Origin of the sequence: Galbibacter sp. (genome assembly GCF_035306585.1) — a bacterium.
Classification (GTDB): Bacteria; Bacteroidota; Bacteroidia; order Flavobacteriales; family Flavobacteriaceae; genus Galbibacter.
Genome location: NZ_DATGNU010000034.1, coordinates 24,787 through 44,909, shown reverse-complemented (window position 1 = coordinate 44,909; position 20,123 = coordinate 24,787). Strand labels below are relative to the sequence as shown.

Annotated in this window: 15 protein-coding genes; 7 read left to right on the top strand and 8 right to left on the bottom strand. The window is 38.3% G+C overall.

What is annotated here, in order from left to right; all coding sequences use genetic code 11:
• Window positions 1-35: 35 nt before the first annotated feature.
• Complete coding sequence (locus tag VKY50_RS03715; RefSeq protein WP_324298985.1) at window positions 36-641, top strand: pseudouridine synthase; 606 nt, start codon at window positions 36-38, stop codon at window positions 639-641.
• On the opposite strand, the gene VKY50_RS03710 is transcribed toward VKY50_RS03715, so the two are convergent.
• Window positions 598-2,550 carry a heavy metal translocating P-type ATPase gene (locus VKY50_RS03710; protein WP_324298983.1) on the bottom strand — a complete coding sequence of 651 codons (1,953 nt, stop codon included), beginning with the start codon at window positions 2,548-2,550 and terminating at the stop codon, window positions 598-600. The genes VKY50_RS03715 and VKY50_RS03710 overlap by 44 nt on opposite strands.
• Window positions 2,551-2,875: 325 nt before the next feature.
• On the opposite strand from VKY50_RS03710, the gene VKY50_RS03705 reads away from it, so the two are divergent.
• The 3 genes from VKY50_RS03705 (at window position 2,876) to trxA (ending at window position 4,543) form a co-directional block, all read left to right on the top strand.
• Window positions 2,876-3,709, top strand: coding sequence for an OmpA/MotB family protein (locus VKY50_RS03705; RefSeq protein WP_324298981.1), 834 nt, complete (start codon window positions 2,876-2,878; stop codon window positions 3,707-3,709).
• Between the two features lie 138 nt (window positions 3,710-3,847).
• Window positions 3,848-4,129 carry a DUF3817 domain-containing protein gene (locus tag VKY50_RS03700; RefSeq protein WP_324298979.1) on the top strand — a complete coding sequence of 94 codons (282 nt, stop codon included), beginning with the start codon at window positions 3,848-3,850 and terminating at the stop codon, window positions 4,127-4,129.
• A 114-nt stretch (window positions 4,130-4,243) separates the two neighbouring features.
• A complete protein-coding gene (gene trxA, locus VKY50_RS03695) occupies window positions 4,244-4,543 on the top strand; it encodes a thioredoxin (RefSeq protein ID WP_324298977.1) in 300 nt (99 codons plus the stop codon).
• Window positions 4,544-4,692: 149 nt separating this feature from the next.
• On the opposite strand, the gene VKY50_RS03690 is transcribed toward trxA, so the two are convergent.
• From VKY50_RS03690 to ilvD, 6 genes are all read right to left on the bottom strand, one after another.
• Complete coding sequence (locus VKY50_RS03690; protein WP_324298975.1) at window positions 4,693-6,294, bottom strand: NADP-dependent glyceraldehyde-3-phosphate dehydrogenase; 1,602 nt, start codon at window positions 6,292-6,294, stop codon at window positions 4,693-4,695.
• Between the two features lie 129 nt (window positions 6,295-6,423).
• Complete coding sequence (ilvA, locus tag VKY50_RS03685) at window positions 6,424-7,686, bottom strand: threonine ammonia-lyase IlvA (RefSeq protein WP_324298973.1); 1,263 nt, start codon at window positions 7,684-7,686, stop codon at window positions 6,424-6,426.
• 65 nt (window positions 7,687-7,751) lie between these two features.
• Window positions 7,752-9,221: a ketol-acid reductoisomerase gene (gene ilvC / locus VKY50_RS03680; protein ID WP_324298971.1), complete on the bottom strand. Its 1,470-nt coding sequence runs from the start codon at window positions 9,219-9,221 to the stop codon at window positions 7,752-7,754.
• Window positions 9,222-9,258: 37 nt separating this feature from the next.
• Window positions 9,259-9,783, bottom strand: coding sequence for an acetolactate synthase small subunit (gene ilvN / locus VKY50_RS03675; protein WP_324298969.1), 525 nt, complete (start codon window positions 9,781-9,783; stop codon window positions 9,259-9,261).
• Window positions 9,784-9,795: 12 nt separating this feature from the next.
• Window positions 9,796-11,529 (bottom strand): biosynthetic-type acetolactate synthase large subunit, encoded by a 1,734-nt coding sequence (gene ilvB, locus VKY50_RS03670; protein ID WP_324298967.1) that lies wholly within the window; start codon window positions 11,527-11,529, stop codon window positions 9,796-9,798.
• A gap of 52 nt (window positions 11,530-11,581) precedes the next feature.
• Complete coding sequence (gene ilvD / locus VKY50_RS03665) at window positions 11,582-13,264, bottom strand: dihydroxy-acid dehydratase (RefSeq protein WP_324298965.1); 1,683 nt, start codon at window positions 13,262-13,264, stop codon at window positions 11,582-11,584.
• Between the two features lie 529 nt (window positions 13,265-13,793).
• Between ilvD and VKY50_RS03660 the strand changes: the two genes are divergently transcribed.
• Complete coding sequence (locus tag VKY50_RS03660) at window positions 13,794-15,167, top strand: aldehyde dehydrogenase (RefSeq protein ID WP_324298963.1); 1,374 nt, start codon at window positions 13,794-13,796, stop codon at window positions 15,165-15,167.
• A 54-nt stretch (window positions 15,168-15,221) separates the two neighbouring features.
• On the opposite strand, the gene VKY50_RS03655 is transcribed toward VKY50_RS03660, so the two are convergent.
• Entirely contained in the window at window positions 15,222-16,181 is a 960-nt protein-coding gene (locus VKY50_RS03655; protein WP_324298961.1) for a bifunctional helix-turn-helix transcriptional regulator/GNAT family N-acetyltransferase, read from the bottom strand.
• Window positions 16,182-16,377: 196 nt separating this feature from the next.
• Between VKY50_RS03655 and uvrA the strand changes: the two genes are divergently transcribed.
• Complete coding sequence (uvrA, locus tag VKY50_RS03650) at window positions 16,378-19,215, top strand: excinuclease ABC subunit UvrA (RefSeq protein ID WP_324298959.1); 2,838 nt, start codon at window positions 16,378-16,380, stop codon at window positions 19,213-19,215.
• 50 nt (window positions 19,216-19,265) lie between these two features.
• A complete protein-coding gene (locus VKY50_RS03645; RefSeq protein WP_324298957.1) occupies window positions 19,266-19,955 on the top strand; it encodes an LOG family protein in 690 nt (229 codons plus the stop codon).
• The last annotated feature ends 168 nt before the right edge of the window (window positions 19,956-20,123 follow it).

Genomic DNA, 20,123 nt, shown 5'->3' with positions numbered 1-20,123 from the left:
GTTGGATCGCTTTTAATTTTAATACTTTTGCCACAATGCGTTATTTACATAAACATTTTAAAATTTTTAAGCCTTATGGCTATATAAGTCAACTGACCAGTAATGATTCACGACAGTTGCGACAAAAACGATTCTTAAGAGAATTGTACGATTTTGAGTCCAGTCTGATGCCCATAGGCCGCCTTGACGAAAAATCAGAAGGTCTTTTACTACTGACAACCGATGGTAAGCTTAGTGATCAAATTAATCGTAGTGGAATAGAAAAACAATACTACGCTCTGTTAGATGGTCAAATTACAGAAAAAGCCATAACGGATCTTCGCACCGGAGTTTTAATTGGTTTAAATGGGGAAAAGTACCGTACACAACCCTGTGAGGTCACCTGCATAGAGACTCCAAATTTACCAGAAAGAGAAAAGAAAATACGAGATCAGCGCCATGGTCCTACTACTTGGATTAGCATCACCATTACTGAGGGAAAATTCCGGCAGATCAGAAAAATGACTGCTGCCGTTGGATATCCAACCTTGCGACTCATAAGAGTGCGCATTGGCGATATCCACGTAGATTCCATGCAACCAGGCCAAGTTCTCGAGCTTAATTCCACTGCATTCGCTGCAATCGAACAGCATTTAAAATAGCTAAAAATGCTACTCCAACGTCTGCAAACACAGCCTCCCACATACTAGCTACTCCCCATGCTCCCATTAGAAGCACTATGAGCTTAACACCAAAGGCTAAAGCAATATTTTGCCATACAATCCTTCGAGTAGATTTACCTATTTGTATTGCAGTTGCAATTTTGTGAATTTGGTCTGTTTGTATCACGATATCCGCGGTTTCAATTGCGACATCACTGCCCAACCCTCCCATGGCGATACCAACATCACTCATCGCTAATACAGGAGCGTCATTGATACCATCTCCAACAAAAGCAACAATGTGTCCAGGATCTTCTTTTAATTTACTTATCTCTTTTAGCTTATCCTCTGGAAACAACCCTCCTTTTACATTGGAAATCCCTAAAGTATTTCCGAGTGCTGAGGTGATGCTGTGCTTGTCCCCAGAGAGAATCATCAAATTAGTTATTCCTGTTGCTTTTATTTTGTCAATCGCTTTTTTTGCATCATCCTTTAGCTGATCTGCGATAACGACATGACCCGAATAGGTGCCATCTATGGCCATGAAAACAACTGTTTCGACAATGTTTTTCGTCTTTTCCGGGATCTTTACCTGGTGTGTGATCATAAGTTCTAGATTCCCGACCAAGGTTTCTTGTCCATTTACAATCCCGATTAAACCCTGACCTGGTACTTCTTTTACATCACTTACCTGGCTGGTCCATTCATCACTCGGGTAACTCAGGATTGCCTTGGCAATTGGATGCGAGGACTGACGCTCTATACTTTTTATATGGTTTAAGAATTGGGATTCCCCCATAACTGGGCTTTCTATAGACTTAATTTTAAAATTCCCTTTGGTTAATGTTCCCGTTTTATCCATAGCCAAAGTGTTGACCTTTGTGATGGCATCTAGAAAAGAAGCCCCTTTAAATAAGAGTCCATTTCTAGAAGCAGCTCCAAGTCCTCCAAAATATCCTAAAGGTATAGACACTACAAGAGCACAAGGGCAAGAAAGTACCAAGAAGATCAGACCTCTGTACAACCAATCTTCGAACACATAATTATCCTGAAAAAGGGATGGCAACAGTGTTATGGCGATAGCGGCGAAAAATACAATAGGGGTATAAACCTTGGCAAATCTACGTATAAACAATTCTGTTTTAGATTTTCTAGCACTGGCTTGTTCCACCATTTCTAATATTCGAGCGATCGAACTATCTTGATATTTTTTGGAGGACTCCATTTCTATTACACGCTCGGTGTTGATATACCCGGCATAAACTTTGTCTCCTTTTCTAATAGTCTTGGGTACACTTTCCCCTGTGATGGCCGAGGTATTCATACTAGCGGACTCCGATTTTAAAATACCATCTAGGGAAAGCTTCTCTCCTACCTTAACTTGAATGCTAGATCCTACGTTAACCTCTTCAGGTTTCATAGGAACAAATTTAGTACCATCGTGTACCATTGTCATCGAGGATCGCTGATCTAAAAGGGATCTGATATTGCCCTTAGCCTTTCGTACCGCTGCACCTTGAAATAACTCCCCTATGGAATAAAACAGCATAACAGCGACCCCTTCTGGATATTCCCCAATGGCAAAGGCGCCAATGGTTGCCACAGCCATCAGTGTAAATTCTGAAAAGTAATTTCCTTTTAACAGCAGTAAAATCCCTTGTTTAATAACTGGAAATCCCACGGGAAGATAGGCCGCTACATACCATATTATTGGTAACCAACCAGTAAAAAAACTGGTTTCTGAATAATCCAATCCTAGACCAACTACTAAGAGGACAAAACTAAACACGTCCGGAAGGTATAATTTAAAATTAGCGGTGGTACTCTTTAAATTATTCGGCTGCTCTTGGGACTCTGACGAAGTCTCACAGCAAGTACAATCAGCGCTATATTGATTTTGATTTTCCATAATCTCGGGTATTAAACTCTCAACAAGGCAAAAATATCTCAAATAGATGTGCAATGGAATTGCATAATGGGGGCTAAAAGCTTTTAAAAACAGCCGAGTTGAGATAATGTAATGTTTGTCTAAGACAAGGGAAAATGATTAAAAAGGACAAAAAAGTAGTGCGCTATAGTACTTTCAAATAATTATTGATAATCAGTAATTTAAGCTGATACATTATAAATTAACTACTCCTTTGTATGCCTGAAATCTCTTTTTTTAACATATGATAATAATCTATTTTAAGAAATTAAGCGTACATATTACAGAAAACTTATAATAGACGATTATGAAAAAAACAGCTTTAACTTTATTAACCGTTGCACTTTTAGCTTCGTGTGTTTCTAAGAAGAAATATGTAGCATTAGAAAATCAAAACGGTGAATTAAAGAGCCAACTACAGAAGACTCAAGTTAAGAATGAGGAGTTGGAAGGTAAATTTGCTGCTATTCAAGAAAGAGTAGATGAATACAATAATAAAATAAGCAGCTTAACCGATGAGAATAATAGTAAAATGGTCACCGTTGGTGATGCTGCTGTTATTTCTGAGAATGCGAAGGCAGAAATGAGAAAAACGCTTGCCAACGTTGACCCTAGTCTAGTTAGCCAAGCAAGTACGCTAAAGGATTCTATGAACCTAGCCATTACACATAATCTTCAGAAATCAATGAGCAATACAGATTTGAATGAAGATGAGGACATTGCAATTAACATTGATGAGACTGTGGTAATGATCTCCATTTCTGATAAATTGTTATTCAATACGGCTAGTTATAGAGTAAACAACAAGGCCGATGACATTTTACAAAAATTAGCAGATGTCATTAATTCGGAGCCCAGTATTGAAGTAATGGTTGAAGGTCATACGGACGCTAGAAGTATTCACAATGATAAAGTTCAGGATAACTGGGATCTTAGTGTTTTAAGAGCTACTTCAGTGGTGAGAAAGCTTCAGAATGAGTTTAATGTTGCTCCCGAGAAAATGATTGCATCCGGACGTGGGGAATTCCAACCTCTTGTTGGAAATGACACTAAAGAGAATAGAAGTAAAAATCGTAGAACACGTATTGTACTTCTTCCCAACATCAACAAGTTCTTTGCCCTTATGGCCTCGAATGAGTAAATTTAATTAGCACACACTTTAATCAAAAAGCGTCTGGTCCTATGGTCAGGCGTTTTTTAATTAAACTAACATCACTTTAACAATTTTTAAGTGAGCAAAATCCCTGTAGAACACTATTTTTGCATTAAAATTGTTCACATGAATATCAAGAATTTTAGAATAGTCAGTATCCTTGAAGGAATTTCTTATTTATTGCTTTTTGGTGTGACCATGCCCTTGAAATATATGGTAGAAATGCCAGAGCCAAATCAGGTAATTGGAATGCTTCACGGTATTCTATTTGTGTTGTATGTTCTTATGGCTGTTGTACTTCAAAGAAAGCATGGATGGACTTACACCACTTTAGGGATCATGTTGTTTTGTTCTATAGTACCTTTTGGCACCTTCTGGATGGAAAGAAAATATCTACGCACCGCTTAAGGTCTAGGGATCTCTTTAGAACGTTTTAAAATTCCTAAAATACCAACTTCACTAGCTCATGGTAAATTTGTGATCACTGTGGTGTTTTTTTTCAAAAATTTAAAAGTAAAATTCATGCAAAGTAATTTCAAAGATATTATCAGTGTTAATAAACCTGTACTTATTGATTTTCATGCAGATTGGTGTGGACCTTGTCAAACCATGGCACCCATACTAAAAGAAGTGAAAGATCACATGGGTGATCGTATCCATATTATAAAAATTAACGTAGATCAAAATAAAGAATTGGCAGCTAGGTTTCAGATTCGGGGAGTGCCTACCTTTATGATCTTTAAAAACGGATCTCATCTTTGGCGGCAATCAGGTCTGCTAAGTAAGAAGGATTTGATCGATCTTTTAAACTCCTATGCTTAAATTAAAATAAGCCGCGTATAATATAATAGATTTAAATAAAGGCTGTTAAATGTGCACTCTATCGATTGGTGCACATTTAACAGCCTTTCTGTTTTTGGAACGCTTCGGCCTGTACTTTAATGCAGACCAAAGCGTTTGTAAAATGTCAATTACAAGATATAATCGGTACTTACAAAATTAGAGGCCTTGCTTCCAAGCAAGTCGTTTAGGATTCTGTTGTTGTGCGCATTGTCCTTTGAAGCAACAAAGGTTCTGATGGAAAATGATCTCAAGGCATCATGTACACTTAAAGTACCCACAGCAGAATCTTTTCTACCCGTAAATGGATACATGTCTGGACCTCTTTGACAGGAGCTGTTTAGGTTTACACGGCACACCAAGTTAACAAGATTATCAATTAGTGGCGCCAGGGTACTGATATCAGTTCCAAACAAACTCACCTGTTGTCCGTAATTAGAATCTGCCATATCGTTGATCGGTTCATCAATATCATGGAACGGAACTATTGGAATAACAGGACCGAATTGTTCTTCTTGAAAAACGCGCATTTCCTTTGTGACAGGATACAAAACGGCAGGAAATATATAATTATCCGTCGTTTGACCTCCTTTTTCATTAATTACCTTAGCACCTTTAGAGGTGGCATCATCGATAAGTCCTTGAATATAAGCGGGCTTATCTGGTTCTGGAAGCGGCGTTAAAATCGCACCTTCTTCCCATGGGTTTGCGAACTTTAATTCGTCCACTCGTTTTGCAAAGCGGGTATTGAACTCCTCCAATACATCCTGGTGCACATAGAGAACTTTCAAAGCCGTACAACGTTGGCCATTAAAGGATAAAGTTCCTGCAATGCATTCGTTAATGGCTAAATCCAAATCTGCATCAGGTAGGATTATTCCTGGATTTTTTGCCTCTAGACCTAGTACAAGTCTTAATCTGTTTTTGTGAGGGTGTTGGTCCTGAAGTGCCACAGCAGATTTACTATTTCCGATAAGGGCTAATACATCGACTCTACCAGATCTCATAATTGGAGCAGCTACTTCCCTACCTCTACCAAAGACGATGTTTACTACACCTTTTGGAAAGCTAGATCTAAAAGCTTCTAACAATGGCGTAAGAAGTAATACCCCGTGCTTAGCTGGTTTAAAAATTACCGTATTACCCATCATAATAGCAGGGATTAACAAGGCAAAAGTTTCATTTAAGGGATAGTTATATGGCCCTAGGCAAAGCACAATTCCAAGGGGGCCTCTACGAATATGAGCGTAGATGCCATCACGCTTTTTAAAGTTTGCGGAATCGCGATCCAATTGTTTGTAATCCTCAATAGTATCATAGATATATTCAACAGTTCTGTCAAATTCTTTTTGGGAATCTGCTAAGTTTTTACCGATTTCCCACATGAGTAATTTTACAACTTCATCACGCTTAGTAATCATTTGCTTTGCAAATTTTTCCATGCAAGCTACGCGTTGCGAAACCTTCATCGTTGGCCAAATACCCTTGCCCTTGTCATAGGCATTTGCGGCGGATTCTAACACTTCGTTAGCTTCCTCCTCGCCCATATAAGGTATACTTCCTAAAAGGGTTGGTTGGTATTCTTTAGTGGATGATATGGTGGAATAAACAGGTGTTGTTTTTCCTTTCCAAGGTTTAAGGACTCCGTTTGATAAGTAGGTTCTATGCTCTATGGGTTCTTTGACCTGAAATTGGTCGGGGATTGTTTGAAATGTTTTGGTTTTGGTTTCCATAGTTTCTTTTTTTGTAAATTTTTTCTTTTAAATTTAATGAAATAGATAATTTAGCCCTAAAGTTCGGAAATACGACCTTAAGATTCAATTATTAATAATAAAAAGCACTTTAAATCACAAATTTGCAATTTATACAAGATACTGAAACAAATCTGGTTTGTTGTTTAAATACTCCCCGAAAAAGTTTCTTTTTTTCATTCGAGCGATAAGAGGTTCTAAATCTTGTTCGGATTTGAGCTCGATGCCCACTACTGCAGGGGCATTTTCTTTAGCATTCTTTTTTGTGTACTGAAAATGAGTAATATCATCATTAGGTCCTAAGATCTCGGCGACAAATTCCTTTAACGCTCCTGCCCTTTGTGGGAATCTAATAATAAAGTAATGCTTTAAATTAGCGTAGAGTAAAGCACGTTCTTTAATTTCAGCAGTACGGGTGATATCATTATTACTTCCACTAATGACACAGACCACATTCTTACCTTTAATTTGGTCCTTAAACTGATCTAATACGGCCAAGGTTAATGCACCTGCTGGCTCAACAACAATGGCGTCCTTGTTATAGAGGTCTAGGATTTCTTGACAAACTCTTCCTTCTGCTACACGGGCCATTTGACTCAAATGTTGTTGACAAATAGCAAAGGTCATATCACCTACCCTTTGAACAGCGGCACCATCGACAAATTTATCGATTTTACCTAACTCCGTATTCTTATTATTGGCCAGAGAAGTGGACATCGATGCGGCACCCTGAGGCTCAACACCGATAATTTTAGTTTGTGGAGAAAGTTGATTAAAAACACCAATGACCCCTGAGGCGAGCCCACCTCCTCCTATGGGAACAAAAAGATAATCTATTGGAAGATCGGTAGATTCTAATATTTCAAGTCCTACGGTACCTTGCCCCTCAATAACCTTGGGGTCGTCAAAGGGGTGAACAAAGGTTTTGCCCAGTTCTTTACATTGAGCCATTGCGGCTTTATTAGCATCATCAAAGGTATCGCCGTGTAAGACAATATCAATATAGTCCTCCCCAAACATGGCTACCTGCTCTATCTTTTGTTTAGGAGTTGGAGCAGGCATAAAAATGGTTCCTTTAATCTTTAGGGCTTTACAGCTGTAGGCGACGCCCTGGGAATGATTTCCAGCAGATGCGCATACAATACCGTTATCTCTTTGCTGTTGCGTTAATGAACTCATTTTATTGTATGCCCCCCTTATTTTATAGGAACGTACCATTTGTAAATCTTCACGCTTAAGCATGATTTTTGCACCGTATTGTTTTGAATAACGATGACTTAAGTTTAAAGGAGTAACTGCTGCAACCCCTTTTAGAGTTGCAGCAGCTTCTTTTATGTGTTCTAATTTAGGTATGTATACCGTTTGTGTTTGCATAAAAATAATATTTTGCAATTTTTCTTTACGGATCTTTCGTAAAGGACAAGTAAGAACTATTTTGTTTAAACGATTTTTTTCATTGCAGTCATAGAGGTACGTAACCAGGCTCCTACTTCTTCAACTGGATGATTTCGTATTTGATCGTTGACCTCAATGAGTTCTTTGTTGTCTACACCATTGCTTTGAGAAAATGGTTTTCCGATAACATTGGTGTCAATTTTCTTCATAAAGTCTTTAAGAAGTGGTTTACACGCATGATCGAATAAATAACAACCGTATTCCGCAGTATCTGAAATCACTCGATTCATTTCAAAGAGTTTCTTTCTGGCTATCGTATTGGCAATAAGTGGCGTTTCGTGTAAAGATTCATAATATGCTGATTCTTCAATAATACCTGCCTCTACCATAGTTTCAAATGCCAATTCAACACCGCTTTTGACAAAGGCAACCATTAGTACTGCATTGTCAAAATATTCTTGTTCAGTAATAGCATCTGATCCAGCAGGTGTTTTTTCAAAAGCAGTTTCTCCTGTTTCAGCCCGCCAAGTAAGTAGATTTTTATCATCGTTAGCCCAGTCCTCCATCATTGTTTTGGAGAAATGACCACTCATGATGTCATCCATATGCTTTTGAAACAAGGGTCTCATAATGTCCTTTAATTCTTCAGAAAGTTTGAAGGCTTCAATCTTTGCAGGATTCGACAACCGGTCCATCATATTAGTGATTCCACCATATTTCAAGGCCTCAGTGATTGTTTCCCATCCGTACTGAATTAATTTAGAAGCGTATCCAGGTTCAATACCTTTCTCAACCATTTTGTCAAAACAAAGGATTGATCCAGTTTGTAACAGCCCACAAAGGATAGTCTGTTCCCCCATAAGATCCGATTTGACCTCGGCAACAAATGAAGAACGCAACACCCCTGCACGGTGACCTCCTGTTGCCGCTGCATAGGCTTTTGCCTGATCCAACCCTTTTGATTCAGGGTCATTCTCTGGGTGAACCGCAATAAGCGTTGGAACTCCAAATCCTCTTTTATACTCTTCACGAACCTCTGATCCTGGGCACTTAGGAGCCACCATAATAACAGTGATATCCTTTCTTATCTGCATTCCTTCTTCAACGATGTTGAATCCGTGTGAATACGATAATGTAGCCCCTTTTTTCATAAGTGGTACAATGGTATTTATTACATTGGAGTGTTGTTTATCTGGAGTTAGGTTACATACTAGGTCAGCAGTTGGTATTAATTCCTCATAGGTTCCAACTTTAAACCCGTTCTCGGTTGCATTGATATAGGATTGACGTTTTTCTTTTATAGCGCTTTCTCTAAGGGCATAAGAAATATCAAGACCTGAATCTCTCATATTTAACCCCTGGTTAAGTCCTTGAGCTCCACAACCTACAATAACAACTTTTTTTCCTTTTAGTTTCTCTACACCATCCGCAAATTCAGAGATATCCATAAATTCACAAACCCCTAGTTGTTCTAATTGCTGTCTAAGTGATAGTGTATTAAAATAATTTGCCATTTTTTTTGTATTAAATTTTTAGGTTTATTAATTGAATTTAAACTTGAAATTCTTTTAAAATTGATGAAATTTGCATCGTTGTTTTAGTTACCGCAATACGCCCTGAACGAACAAATTGCATGATACCATAAGGCCTTAATTGCTCATACATGGTCTCGATTTCTTCTCTTCTTCCCGATTTTGAGATTACGAAGAATTCTGGGGAAACCGTTACTATAGTAGAATGATTATCCTTTATGATATTTTGAATTTGACGCTCTTCAAATAGAAGATTTGAAGCAATCTTGAACAAGGCAGTTTCTTGAAATATCGTCTCTTCATCGGTGTGATAGTAGGCTTTTATAACCTCTATTTGTTTTTCTATTTGTCCTACGATTTTTCGTGCCCAATCTTCAGTGGTATTTACCACTATTGTGAATTTAGAAACTTCTTCGATTTCTGATTTAGAAACATTTAAGCTTTCAATGTTAATGTGTCTCTTTAAGAAAATACCTGAAATTCTATTCAACAATCCTACGTTGTTCTCAGAGTAAACTGAAATCGTAAAATTCTTTTTTTCCATTTTTTTATTCTTTTAGCTTAAACGAATATCTGAAACTGAAGCACCTGAAGGAATCATTGGAAATACATTGTCTTCCTTCTCTACACTTACCTCTAAAAAGAATGCATTCTCGGAAGCGATCATCTGCTCTACTGCCTCTTTAAGATCCTCACGTTTGGTTATCTTTTTTGCCTCAATATGATAGCCCTTGGCTATGGTGATAAAGTCAGGGTTTGTCATTTCAGTAGAAGCATAACGCTTGTCGAAGAATAGCTGTTGCCACTGACGAACCATCCCAAGGAAGTCATTATTTAAAACCACGATTTTAACCGGTACATTGGTCTGGAAAATGGTACCTAATTCTTGTATAGTCATTTGATAACCTCCATCCCCAATGATGGCTACAACTTGTCTTTCAGGAGCACCCATTTTTGCCCCAATAGCTGCTGGCAATGCAAATCCCATGGTTCCTAATCCACCAGAGGTAATATTGCTTTTGGATTTTTCAAATTTTGCATATCGACATGCAATCATTTGGTGTTGACCAACATCACTTACTATCACAGCTTGGTGATTGGAAGCTATGTTTATTTGTTCAATCACCTCACCCATTGTAAGACCTGGTTTCTCTGGTTGAATATCACCCTTGATAACCTTTTCGAACTCTATGGCGTATTTTTCTTTAAATACATCATGCCAGCCTTGATGAGATTTTTGATCGATTTGCGGTAAAATGGCGGCAAGGCTTTCCTTTACATCCCCAAGTACTGCAACATCGGCCTGAACGTTTTTGTTAATCTCAGAAGGATCTATTTCAAAATGAATAATTTTGGCTTGTTTGGCATAGGTATTTAAATCCCCCGTAACCCTATCGTCAAACCGCATCCCTAATGCAATTAAGACATCACATTCATTGGTTAAAATGTTGGGTGCATAGTTTCCGTGCATTCCGACCATACCCACGTTAAGAGGATGGCTGGAGGATATTGCCGAAGCTCCTAAGATTGTCCAAGCGGCAGGAATACCTGATTTTTCTATAAATGCTTTAAGTTCTTGTTCTGCTTTTCCAAGGATAATTCCTTGTCCCCAAACAATCATGGGTTTTTTAGCACCATTGATAATCTGGGCAGCCTCACTTAACTTCGATTGATCGATTTTAGGAAAAGGATTGTAGCTTCGAATAGCTGTACATTTCCGGTAATCAAAATCGAATTCTTCGAATTGTGCATTTTTAGTAATATCAATAAGTACAGGTCCTGGTCTTCCAGAACGTGCAATAAAGAATGCCTTTGCTATGATCTCAGGAATTTCGGAAGCTTGAGTGATCTGATAATTCCATTTGGTTACTGGTGTAGAAATTCCCACAATATCTGTCTCTTGAAACGCGTCAGATCCCAGTAAATGACGAGCAACTTGTCCGGTAATACACACCATAGGTGTAGAATCAATCTGAGCATCTGCGATACCAGTAATTAAATTTGTTGCACCAGGCCCAGAGGTAGCCATCGCTACACCAACCTTTCCTGAAACTCTGGCATAGCCCTGTGCAGCATGAGTTGCTCCCTGTTCGTGTCTGGTTAACACATGATGAAGTTTACCTCTAAACTTATATAGTTCATCGTAAATGGGCATAATGGCTCCTCCTGGGTAACCATAAACAGTATCAATGCCTTCCGCCAATAAGCAGTGAATTACTGCTTCAGCACCCGAAATCCTTATTTTTTTTCCGGTTTTGCTATCTTCTTTTTTTAATGTTTTTACTTCCATAAGTAATAACTTTTAGCTACGGTAATTCCGTAATTAGCAAATTGATGTTAAGTTAAAATTCATCAGTAACACACCCTTTGGAGGCAGAGGATACTGATTGAGCATATTTGTAGAGGGATCCTCTTTTTATTTTTAATTCCGGTGCTATCCACGCCGCACGACGTTTGGCTAATTCTTCATCAGAAATTTCAATGTCAATGGTATTGTTCACCGCATCGATAGAAATAATATCGCCGTTTTCTACAAGGGCAATATTTCCACCTACTTGTGCCTCTGGGGACACATGTCCTACCACAAATCCGTGGGATCCTCCGGAGAAACGACCATCTGTAATTAGGGCAACATCTTTTCCTAGTCCTGCTCCCATAATCGAAGATGTTGGCTTAAGCATTTCAGGCATTCCAGGGGCTCCTTTAGGGCCTTCATAACGGATAATAACCACGTCTCCTTTTTTGACCTCACCGTTTTTAATGCTTTTATTTACTTCGATCTCACTGTCGTATACTTTAGCTGGGCCTTTGAATGCCAAGCCTTCTTTACCAGTGATCTTCGCTACAGCACCTTCGGTAGCAAGGTTTCCAAATAGGATTCTAATGTGCCCTGTTTCTTTTATAGGATTCTCTAGGGTGTGAATAATATCTTGCCCTTGAATTAAATTAGGTACATCTTTAAGGTTCTCTGCTAGTGTCTTTCCAGTAACTGTTAAACAATCACCATGGAGCATATCATTGTCTAACATATATTTTAACACTCCAGGGATTCCTCCAACTCCGTGCAGATCTTCCATGGAATATTTACCACTTGGTTTTAAGTCTGCCAACAAAGGTGTGTTATCACTGATGCGTTTAAAGTCCTCTAAGGTAAACTCTACTTGAGCTGCTTTCGCAATAGCTAAGAAGTGAAGCACCGCATTGGTAGACCCTCCTAGCACGGTGACTAATCTAAAAGCATTCTCCAGTGACTTTCTACTGACAATATCAGAAGGCTTAATATCATTTTCTAATAAATACCGCAATGCCTCTCCAGCTTTTTCACATTCTTGCTCTTTTAAACTTCCACTACTTACTGCAGGGGTAGAAGAATTAAAAGGAAGTGACATTCCTAGTGCCTCAATGGCTGAAGCCATGGTATTGGCGGTGTACATACCACCACAAGCACCAGGTCCTGGACAAGCCTTGTGAATCACTTGGTTAAATTCACTATCATCGATTGTTCCTGCAACTTTTTGACCATAAGCCTCAAAAGCAGATATAATATCTAATTTTTTTCCATTATGACATCCAGAAGCAATCGTGCCTCCATAGACTAAAATGGAAGGACGATTAAGCCTTAACATAGCCATTAGTGCTCCAGGCATATTTTTATCACAGCCTACAACAGTGACAAGACCATCATACGACATTGCTTCCACGACCGTTTCAACAGAATCTGCAATAATATCCCTTGATGGAAGCGAATACCGCATTCCTGGCGTACCGTTAGAAATTCCGTCACTTACTCCTATGGTGTTGAAGATCAATCCGACCATGCCAGCATTTGCCGTCCCCTTCTTAATATGGGTTGCCAAATCATTTAAATGCATATTACATGGATTCCCTTCGTAACCGGTACTAGCAATACCGATAAAGGGCTTTTGTAAATCTTCATCCGTTAGACCCAAGGCGTGTAGCATCGCTTGTGCAGCTGGTAGCGTTGGATCCTGTGTTACCTGTTGACTAAACTTTTTTAAATTCACTTTATTTGTTAAATTTTCGAGTATTATTTAATTATATTCAAAATTATACTAATGCATTTGTAAAAAATGCCATATTATTGGTGAGACTTTAAATCCAATTGCATTATAAAATAGTTAACTTGCTCAATTACAACTTTTTAAATAGATTAAATTAGGACACTCAAACCTAATTTATTCTTTGAATTATTCTAAAAACTTTCTTCTTTTGGCGATTTAACACCTAGAAGTTCGGTAAAAAAAAAGGCCTGCATCACAACTGATACAGACCCTATAATTTTGAGCACTCGAAACTGTATCAACTCGACCTTGAGTTCATAATTCGAATGACTATGTTTAAAATGTTCTTCATATAAATAAAAAACCTTCCGCACTTATGGAAGGTCACAAATTAAAATGCTATAAATTCCCTCCTCACGCTCAGTGAATAATCACCACGTTTTGAATTGGACGAATAAGAATTATTAGCTTTTTCATAGAGGCAATTTAGATATATTTTCTAAATTTAAAAAACTTTTGACCCATTTTAACAATGCGAACAGATATATCAAAATTGATTAAAGGTCAGGATGTATTTTTTAAAAGTGGCGGTACAATGGCTATTTCCACTAGAAAACAATTACTCAAAGCGCTTAGAAGTACTATTATAAACCGTGAAGGAGTTATCCTTAAAGCGATCCACAAGGATTTAAAAAAGCCTGCCTTCGAGGCATTGGCAACGGAGCTTAATATAGTAATTGGAGAAATTAATAACACGCTAAAACACATCGATAAATGGACGCAACCTAAAAGGGTTGCTTCAAGTATTTTAAATTTCCCCTCCACTTCTAAAATATACCAAGAACCCTATGGAAGAGTCTTGATTATTTCACCCTGGAATTACCCCTTTGCACTCACCATAATGCCATTAATAGGTGCCATAGCAGCGGGGAATACAGTGGTGCTCAAGCCCTCTGAGATGAGCCCTAATACCACTAGTATCATCACAGAAATTATCCAGGATATTTTTGACCAAGATTATGTGGCTGTGGTCATTGGAGACAAGCAAACAGCTCAAAGTCTTTTGGAATTTCGATGGGATTATATTTTTTTTACTGGCAGTACTCAGGTGGGGAAATATGTATATAAAAAGGCAGCAGAACATCTGACCCCTGTCACTCTAGAACTCGGCGGAAAAAGCCCTTGTATTGTAGATTCGACGGCTAAATTTAAGCACTTAGCAAAACGAATCGTCTGGGGAAAGTTTTTAAATGCTGGACAAAGTTGTATTGCACCGGACTACCTACTGGTCCATTACAAAGTGAAAGATCAATTGGTTCATGCACTTAAAGAAGAAATCACGAAAGCCTTTCCCAAGTTAGGCAAGTCCACAAGCGATTATACCGATATTATAAATCCAGATCATAAAGAGCGACTGTTAACGCTTTTAAATGGACAGGAGGTGCTATTTGGAGGGAAAGTTGATGGTCAATTTTTTGTGCCAACGCTAGTAGATGAACCTCATATAGATAGCCCACTAATGCAGCAAGAGATTTTCGGACCCATCCTTCCTATAATTGGATTTCAATCCTTCGAACAGGTACATCAAATTATTAGTCGGTTTGAAAAACCCCTGGCGTTATATGTATTTAGTAGTGACAAAATATTTACCGACAGGGTTTTACAAAGTTTTTCATTTGGTGGTGGAGTAATCAATGATACCATGATACATTACGCAGACAAAAACCTTCCTTTTGGCGGTGTGGGACATAGTGGAATGGGAGCTTATCATGGTGCTTATACCTTTAAAACCTTTTCTCACCAAAAAGCCATTGTCCGAAGAAGTACTTGGCTTGATATATCCCTTCGCTACCCTCCTTATAAGGGAAAATCGAAATGGCTTAAATTTTTTCAAAAGATCGTATAAACCACTTGCTATAAGGGATTTAGAATAGGTTGCATAAAGGGAATTAGGCACTATTTATAATACTAGTTCCATTTGAACATCTGCTCTCTTATAAGGGCTCCAACGAGTAGAAATATTTACAAATCCTAGTTTGTGATAAAGGTTTACCGCAGGTTTTAAAACGTGATTACTTTCCAAATATAATTTTGTAGCACCTAATTCTTTGGCAAGTCTAATGGCTTCTTTGCCTAATAAATAGCCTATGTTTTTACCTTGAGCTTCAGGGGAAACGGCCATCTTGATTAATTCAAAATCATATTCTGGATCTTCCATTTTAGCTAGCGCGCAAACACCCATTGGCTGATCCTTATAAAGAGCCACCAGAATTTGACCTCCTTTTTCTATAATATTTTCCTCTGGATGATCCAGGTATTTATAGTCGGTTTCTTCCATCTCAAAATAGGTTGAAACCCACTGTTGATTTAGATTCTTGAAAATGGACTTATACGCGCCTTGGTACGGAACAATTTGAATGTGCTTAGTTTCTCGCTGTTTTTTCTGTTCTTGGATTCTTTTTAATAAGGATTTTTGCTTTAATAACTGTTCCCATTCTTCGATGGCATCCCATAGGTTGTTCTGTGACTGTGCAATCATTTGATCTATAGCAGTGTTAGCATCCCTAGAGAGTTCATTTATGATCTGTTCTGAGATATTCATTCCTTTAACTGTAAGCCCGACGACATTTTTGCGTTTGTCTTTTGATTTAAGATGCTCTTTAACTAGGCCAGCTGCGGCCATTTCTTTTATAATTTTCGTTACAGAAGGTTGAGAATGACCTATACTTTGTGCAATTTGTGTGATCGTTTGCTTCCCATCTTGATGGAGGATGAAATAGACTGGGAACCATTTAGATGAAAATCCATCGATGTCATACACCTGGTAAAGCTTACTTGCGTCATCGGTAAGTTGTTGACTTAATAAGCGTAATCTACTCACTATCGCCATAGTGCCAATGCGTTTGAAAATTTCAGCCATTTCTTAAAGAATTGATGATTATATAACAGGTTATGCAAATTTATTTTAAAAGCAACTATCAACAAAAAAAGTGAGCAAGATTGTATTTGGTTTTATGAAAAAATTAGGAGTAACTTTTATAATTTAATAAGTATCAAGATTCTTGTAGCTTCTTAATTACAGTTGAATATTGTAATTTTGTTGTTTTGCGTATTATATGACAAATCATGAAGATAATATTCAGGTAAAGGGTGCTAGAGTTCATAACCTTAAAAATATAGATGTTACAATACCCCGGGAAAAATTAGTAGTGATCACAGGCCTATCAGGAAGTGGTAAATCATCGCTTGCCTTTGATACCATTTATGCCGAAGGTCAAAGAAGATATATTGAAACTTTTTCTGCCTATGCACGGCAATTTTTGGGAGGTTTGGAACGTCCCGATGTTGATAAGATTGACGGTCTGTCACCAGTGATTGCTATTGAGCAAAAGACCACTTCAAAATCTCCAAGATCTACCGTTGGGACCATCACCGAAATATATGATTTCTTAAGGCTTCTTTATGCCAGAGCCTCCGATGCCTATAGCTATGCCACCGGAGAGAAAATGGTGAGCTATAGCGATGCACAGATCCAGGAATTAATCCTAGCAGAATTTCAAGGCAAACGGATTAATATACTCTCCCCTGTAATTCGAAGTCGTAAAGGGCATTACCGTGAACTTTTTGAGCATATTTCAAAACAGGGGTTTGCCAAGGTACGCGTTGACGGTGAACTACTAGACTTGGAGAAGGGAATGAAAGTGGATCGTTACAAGACTCACGATATCGAAATTGTGATCGATCGTTTAGTTGTGGAGCGTACAGAACAGACTATCAAACGTTTAACTGAGTCCATCCAAACCGCGATGTACCATGGAGAGGATGTGTTAATGATTTTAGATCAGGACAGTGGAGAACTTCGCTTTTTCAGTCGAAACCTCATGTGTCCAACAACTGGGATCTCCTACCCTAATCCAGAACCCAATACTTTTTCCTTTAACTCTCCTAAAGGTATGTGCCCACACTGTTCTGGCCTAGGGAGCGTGTATCAGGTTAATTTAAAGAAAGTCATTGCGGATGACACTAAGAGCATTAAATCAGGTGCAATTCTACCCATTGGCCCCTATAAGAACACTTGGATCTTTAAGCAACTCGAGACCATCGCACAACGTTTTGATTTTAAACTAACAGATGCGGTTAAGGATATTCCGGCTCAGGCTATGGATATTATCTTAAATGGCGGTAATGAAAAATTTCAAGTCTCCTCCAAAACCTTGGGTATTACAAGGGATTATAAAATAGAATTTGAAGGCATTGTCCATTTTATCACCAATCAGTACAAGGAGAGTAATTCCAATAGCATACAAAGATGGGCTAAGGAATACATGGATAAGGTGGCTTGTGAGCACTGTGGTGGGAGTCGATTAAAGGAATCCTCTCTTCATTTTAAAATTAACCAAAAGAATATCGCTGAGCTTTCAGCGATGGATTTAGGTGATTTAGCTCAGTTTTTTGTGGACCTTAAAGATTCGCTCACAGAAAAACAATTCAAAATAGCAGAGGAGATTTTAAAAGAAATCAGTACACGAATCCAATTTTTACTAGATGTTGGCCTGACGTACCTTGCATTAAACCGAAGTTCAAAAACGCTCTCCGGTGGAGAGGCGCAGCGAATACGTCTTGCTACACAAATTGGCTCTCAACTTGTTGGGGTGCTTTATATCCTCGACGAACCCAGCATTGGATTACATCAACGGGACAACAACCGACTTATACGGTCTTTAGAATCTCTAAGAGATATCGGGAATTCAGTCATTGTGGTAGAACACGATAAAGATATGATCCTAAAGGCGGATCACGTTATTGACATTGGCCCCAAGGCAGGGCGGCATGGAGGAGAGATTATCTCTCAAGGATCCCCTAAGGACCTTTCAAATTTTAATACCCTAACAGCAGATTATATCTCTGGTGTAAAGGAAATAGAAGTTCCTAAAAAACGTCGAAAAGGGAACGGGAAAACAATCACTTTATCTGGTTGTACTGGGAATAACCTGAAAAATATTACAGTAGAATTTCCATTAGGAAAGATGATTGGTGTCACGGGAGTTTCCGGTAGTGGTAAGTCCACTCTGATTAATGAAACCCTCTACCCTATACTAAATGCACATTTTTTTAATGCGGTTAAAAAACCAATGCCATATACCAAAATTAAAGGGCTGAAGAATATCGATAAGGTTATTGACATCAACCAATCCCCCATTGGACGAACCCCTAGATCCAATCCTGCTACATATACTGGTGTGTTTAGTGAAATTCGAAGCCTGTTTACCCAAACCCCAGAATCCATGATTAGAGGGTATAAACCAGGAAGGTTTAGTTTTAATGTAAAGGGAGGACGATGCGAAACCTGTCAAGGAGCAGGTATGCGGGTTATCGAAATGAATTTTTTGCCAGATGTTACAGTTGCATGTGAAACCTGTCAAGGGAAGCGCTTCAACCGAGAAACATTGGAAATCAGATATAAAGGTAAATCTATATCAGATATTTTAGAGATGACCATCAATGAATCAGTAGAATTTTTTGAAAACATTCCTAAAATTCACCGAAAACTTGCTACCTTACAAGACGTAGGTCTTGGTTACATTACCCTTGGACAGCAATCCACTACCCTCTCCGGTGGTGAAGCACAACGGGTTAAATTAGCCACCGAATTGTCCAAAAGAGATACTGGTAATACATTCTATATTTTAGATGAGCCAACAACTGGTTTACATTTCGAAGATATTCGGGTTCTTATGGGAGTATTGAATAAACTAACTGATAAGGGCAACACCGTGCTGATCATTGAGCATAACCTGGATGTCATTAAAATGGTAGATCATATTATTGATATTGGGCCAGAAGGTGGTAAATCTGGAGGACGAATAATGGCCAGCGGGACGCCCGAGGAAATCATTAAAAATACCGAAAGTTACACCGCTAAATACCTTCGAGACGAGCTTAAAGCTAAATAGGAAAAATAATCAACTAAAAAGAAAGAAAATATACAACTAAAAGATATAGAATGAGAAAGGAACAACACACCAGAAGCTGGAATGAAATAAAGACCAATGATTCTTGGGCTATTTTTAAAATCATGAGTGAATTTGTAAGTGGTTATGAACATCTTAGTCGTATTGGTCCATGTGTATCTATATTTGGCTCTGCAAGAACCAAACCAAATACGAAGTATTATGATCTTACCGAACGCATCTCTAGAAAGATAGTTGAATCAGGCTATGGTATTATTACTGGTGGAGGGCCTGGCATTATGGAGGCTGGAAATAAAGGAGCGCACCTAGGTGGTGGTACTTCGGTGGGACTTAACATCGACCTTCCATTTGAACAGCATGACAATCCTTATATCGACGGGGATAAAAACCTGAATTTTGATTACTTTTTTGTTAGGAAAGTGATGTTTGTAAAGTATTCTCAAGGGTTTGTTGTGATGCCTGGAGGATTTGGTACCTTAGATGAACTCTTCGAGGCTATTACATTGATCCAAACTAAAAAAATTGCAAAATTTCCGATAATACTTGTTGGTACCAAGTTTTGGGGCGGATTGATCGATTGGATCCGCACTACCTTACTTGAGGCAAACAACAACATTGGTCCAAACGATCTTGATTTGTTACATGTTGTGGATGATGAAGATCAAGTGGTGGAAATTATTGACGCATTTTATAAAAAATACAATCTCAGTCCTAATTTTTAAGTTGATTTCTGACCAGTTAAGAGTCATAAATTAAGCAGCATGGCATCGGATTTTTATAATCAGGTGCCTTTAAAAGTAACTGGAGTTTAAGAAACTAATCTTTGCTTTGTCAACACCACTGGGGAATTGGCGATATAGGGATAAATATCTGCTAAAACACTCATTGTG

Coding starts and splice junctions, on each gene's coding strand:
- VKY50_RS03715 (WP_324298985.1), top strand. CDS start 36: ATGCGTTATTTACATAAACATTTTAAAATTTTTAAGCCTTATGGCTAT.
- VKY50_RS03710 (WP_324298983.1), bottom strand. CDS start 2,550: ATGGAAAATCAAAATCAATATAGCGCTGATTGTACTTGCTGTGAGACT.
- VKY50_RS03705 (WP_324298981.1), top strand. CDS start 2,876: ATGAAAAAAACAGCTTTAACTTTATTAACCGTTGCACTTTTAGCTTCG.
- VKY50_RS03700 (WP_324298979.1), top strand. CDS start 3,848: ATGAATATCAAGAATTTTAGAATAGTCAGTATCCTTGAAGGAATTTCT.
- trxA (WP_324298977.1), top strand. CDS start 4,244: ATGCAAAGTAATTTCAAAGATATTATCAGTGTTAATAAACCTGTACTT.
- VKY50_RS03690 (WP_324298975.1), bottom strand. CDS start 6,294: ATGGAAACCAAAACCAAAACATTTCAAACAATCCCCGACCAATTTCAG.
- ilvA (WP_324298973.1), bottom strand. CDS start 7,686: ATGCAAACACAAACGGTATACATACCTAAATTAGAACACATAAAAGAA.
- ilvC (WP_324298971.1), bottom strand. CDS start 9,221: ATGGCAAATTATTTTAATACACTATCACTTAGACAGCAATTAGAACAA.
- ilvN (WP_324298969.1), bottom strand. CDS start 9,783: ATGGAAAAAAAGAATTTTACGATTTCAGTTTACTCTGAGAACAACGTA.
- ilvB (WP_324298967.1), bottom strand. CDS start 11,529: ATGGAAGTAAAAACATTAAAAAAAGAAGATAGCAAAACCGGAAAAAAA.
- VKY50_RS03660 (WP_324298963.1), top strand. CDS start 13,794: ATGCGAACAGATATATCAAAATTGATTAAAGGTCAGGATGTATTTTTT.
- VKY50_RS03655 (WP_324298961.1), bottom strand. CDS start 16,181: ATGGCTGAAATTTTCAAACGCATTGGCACTATGGCGATAGTGAGTAGA.
- uvrA (WP_324298959.1), top strand. CDS start 16,378: ATGACAAATCATGAAGATAATATTCAGGTAAAGGGTGCTAGAGTTCAT.
- VKY50_RS03645 (WP_324298957.1), top strand. CDS start 19,266: ATGAGAAAGGAACAACACACCAGAAGCTGGAATGAAATAAAGACCAAT.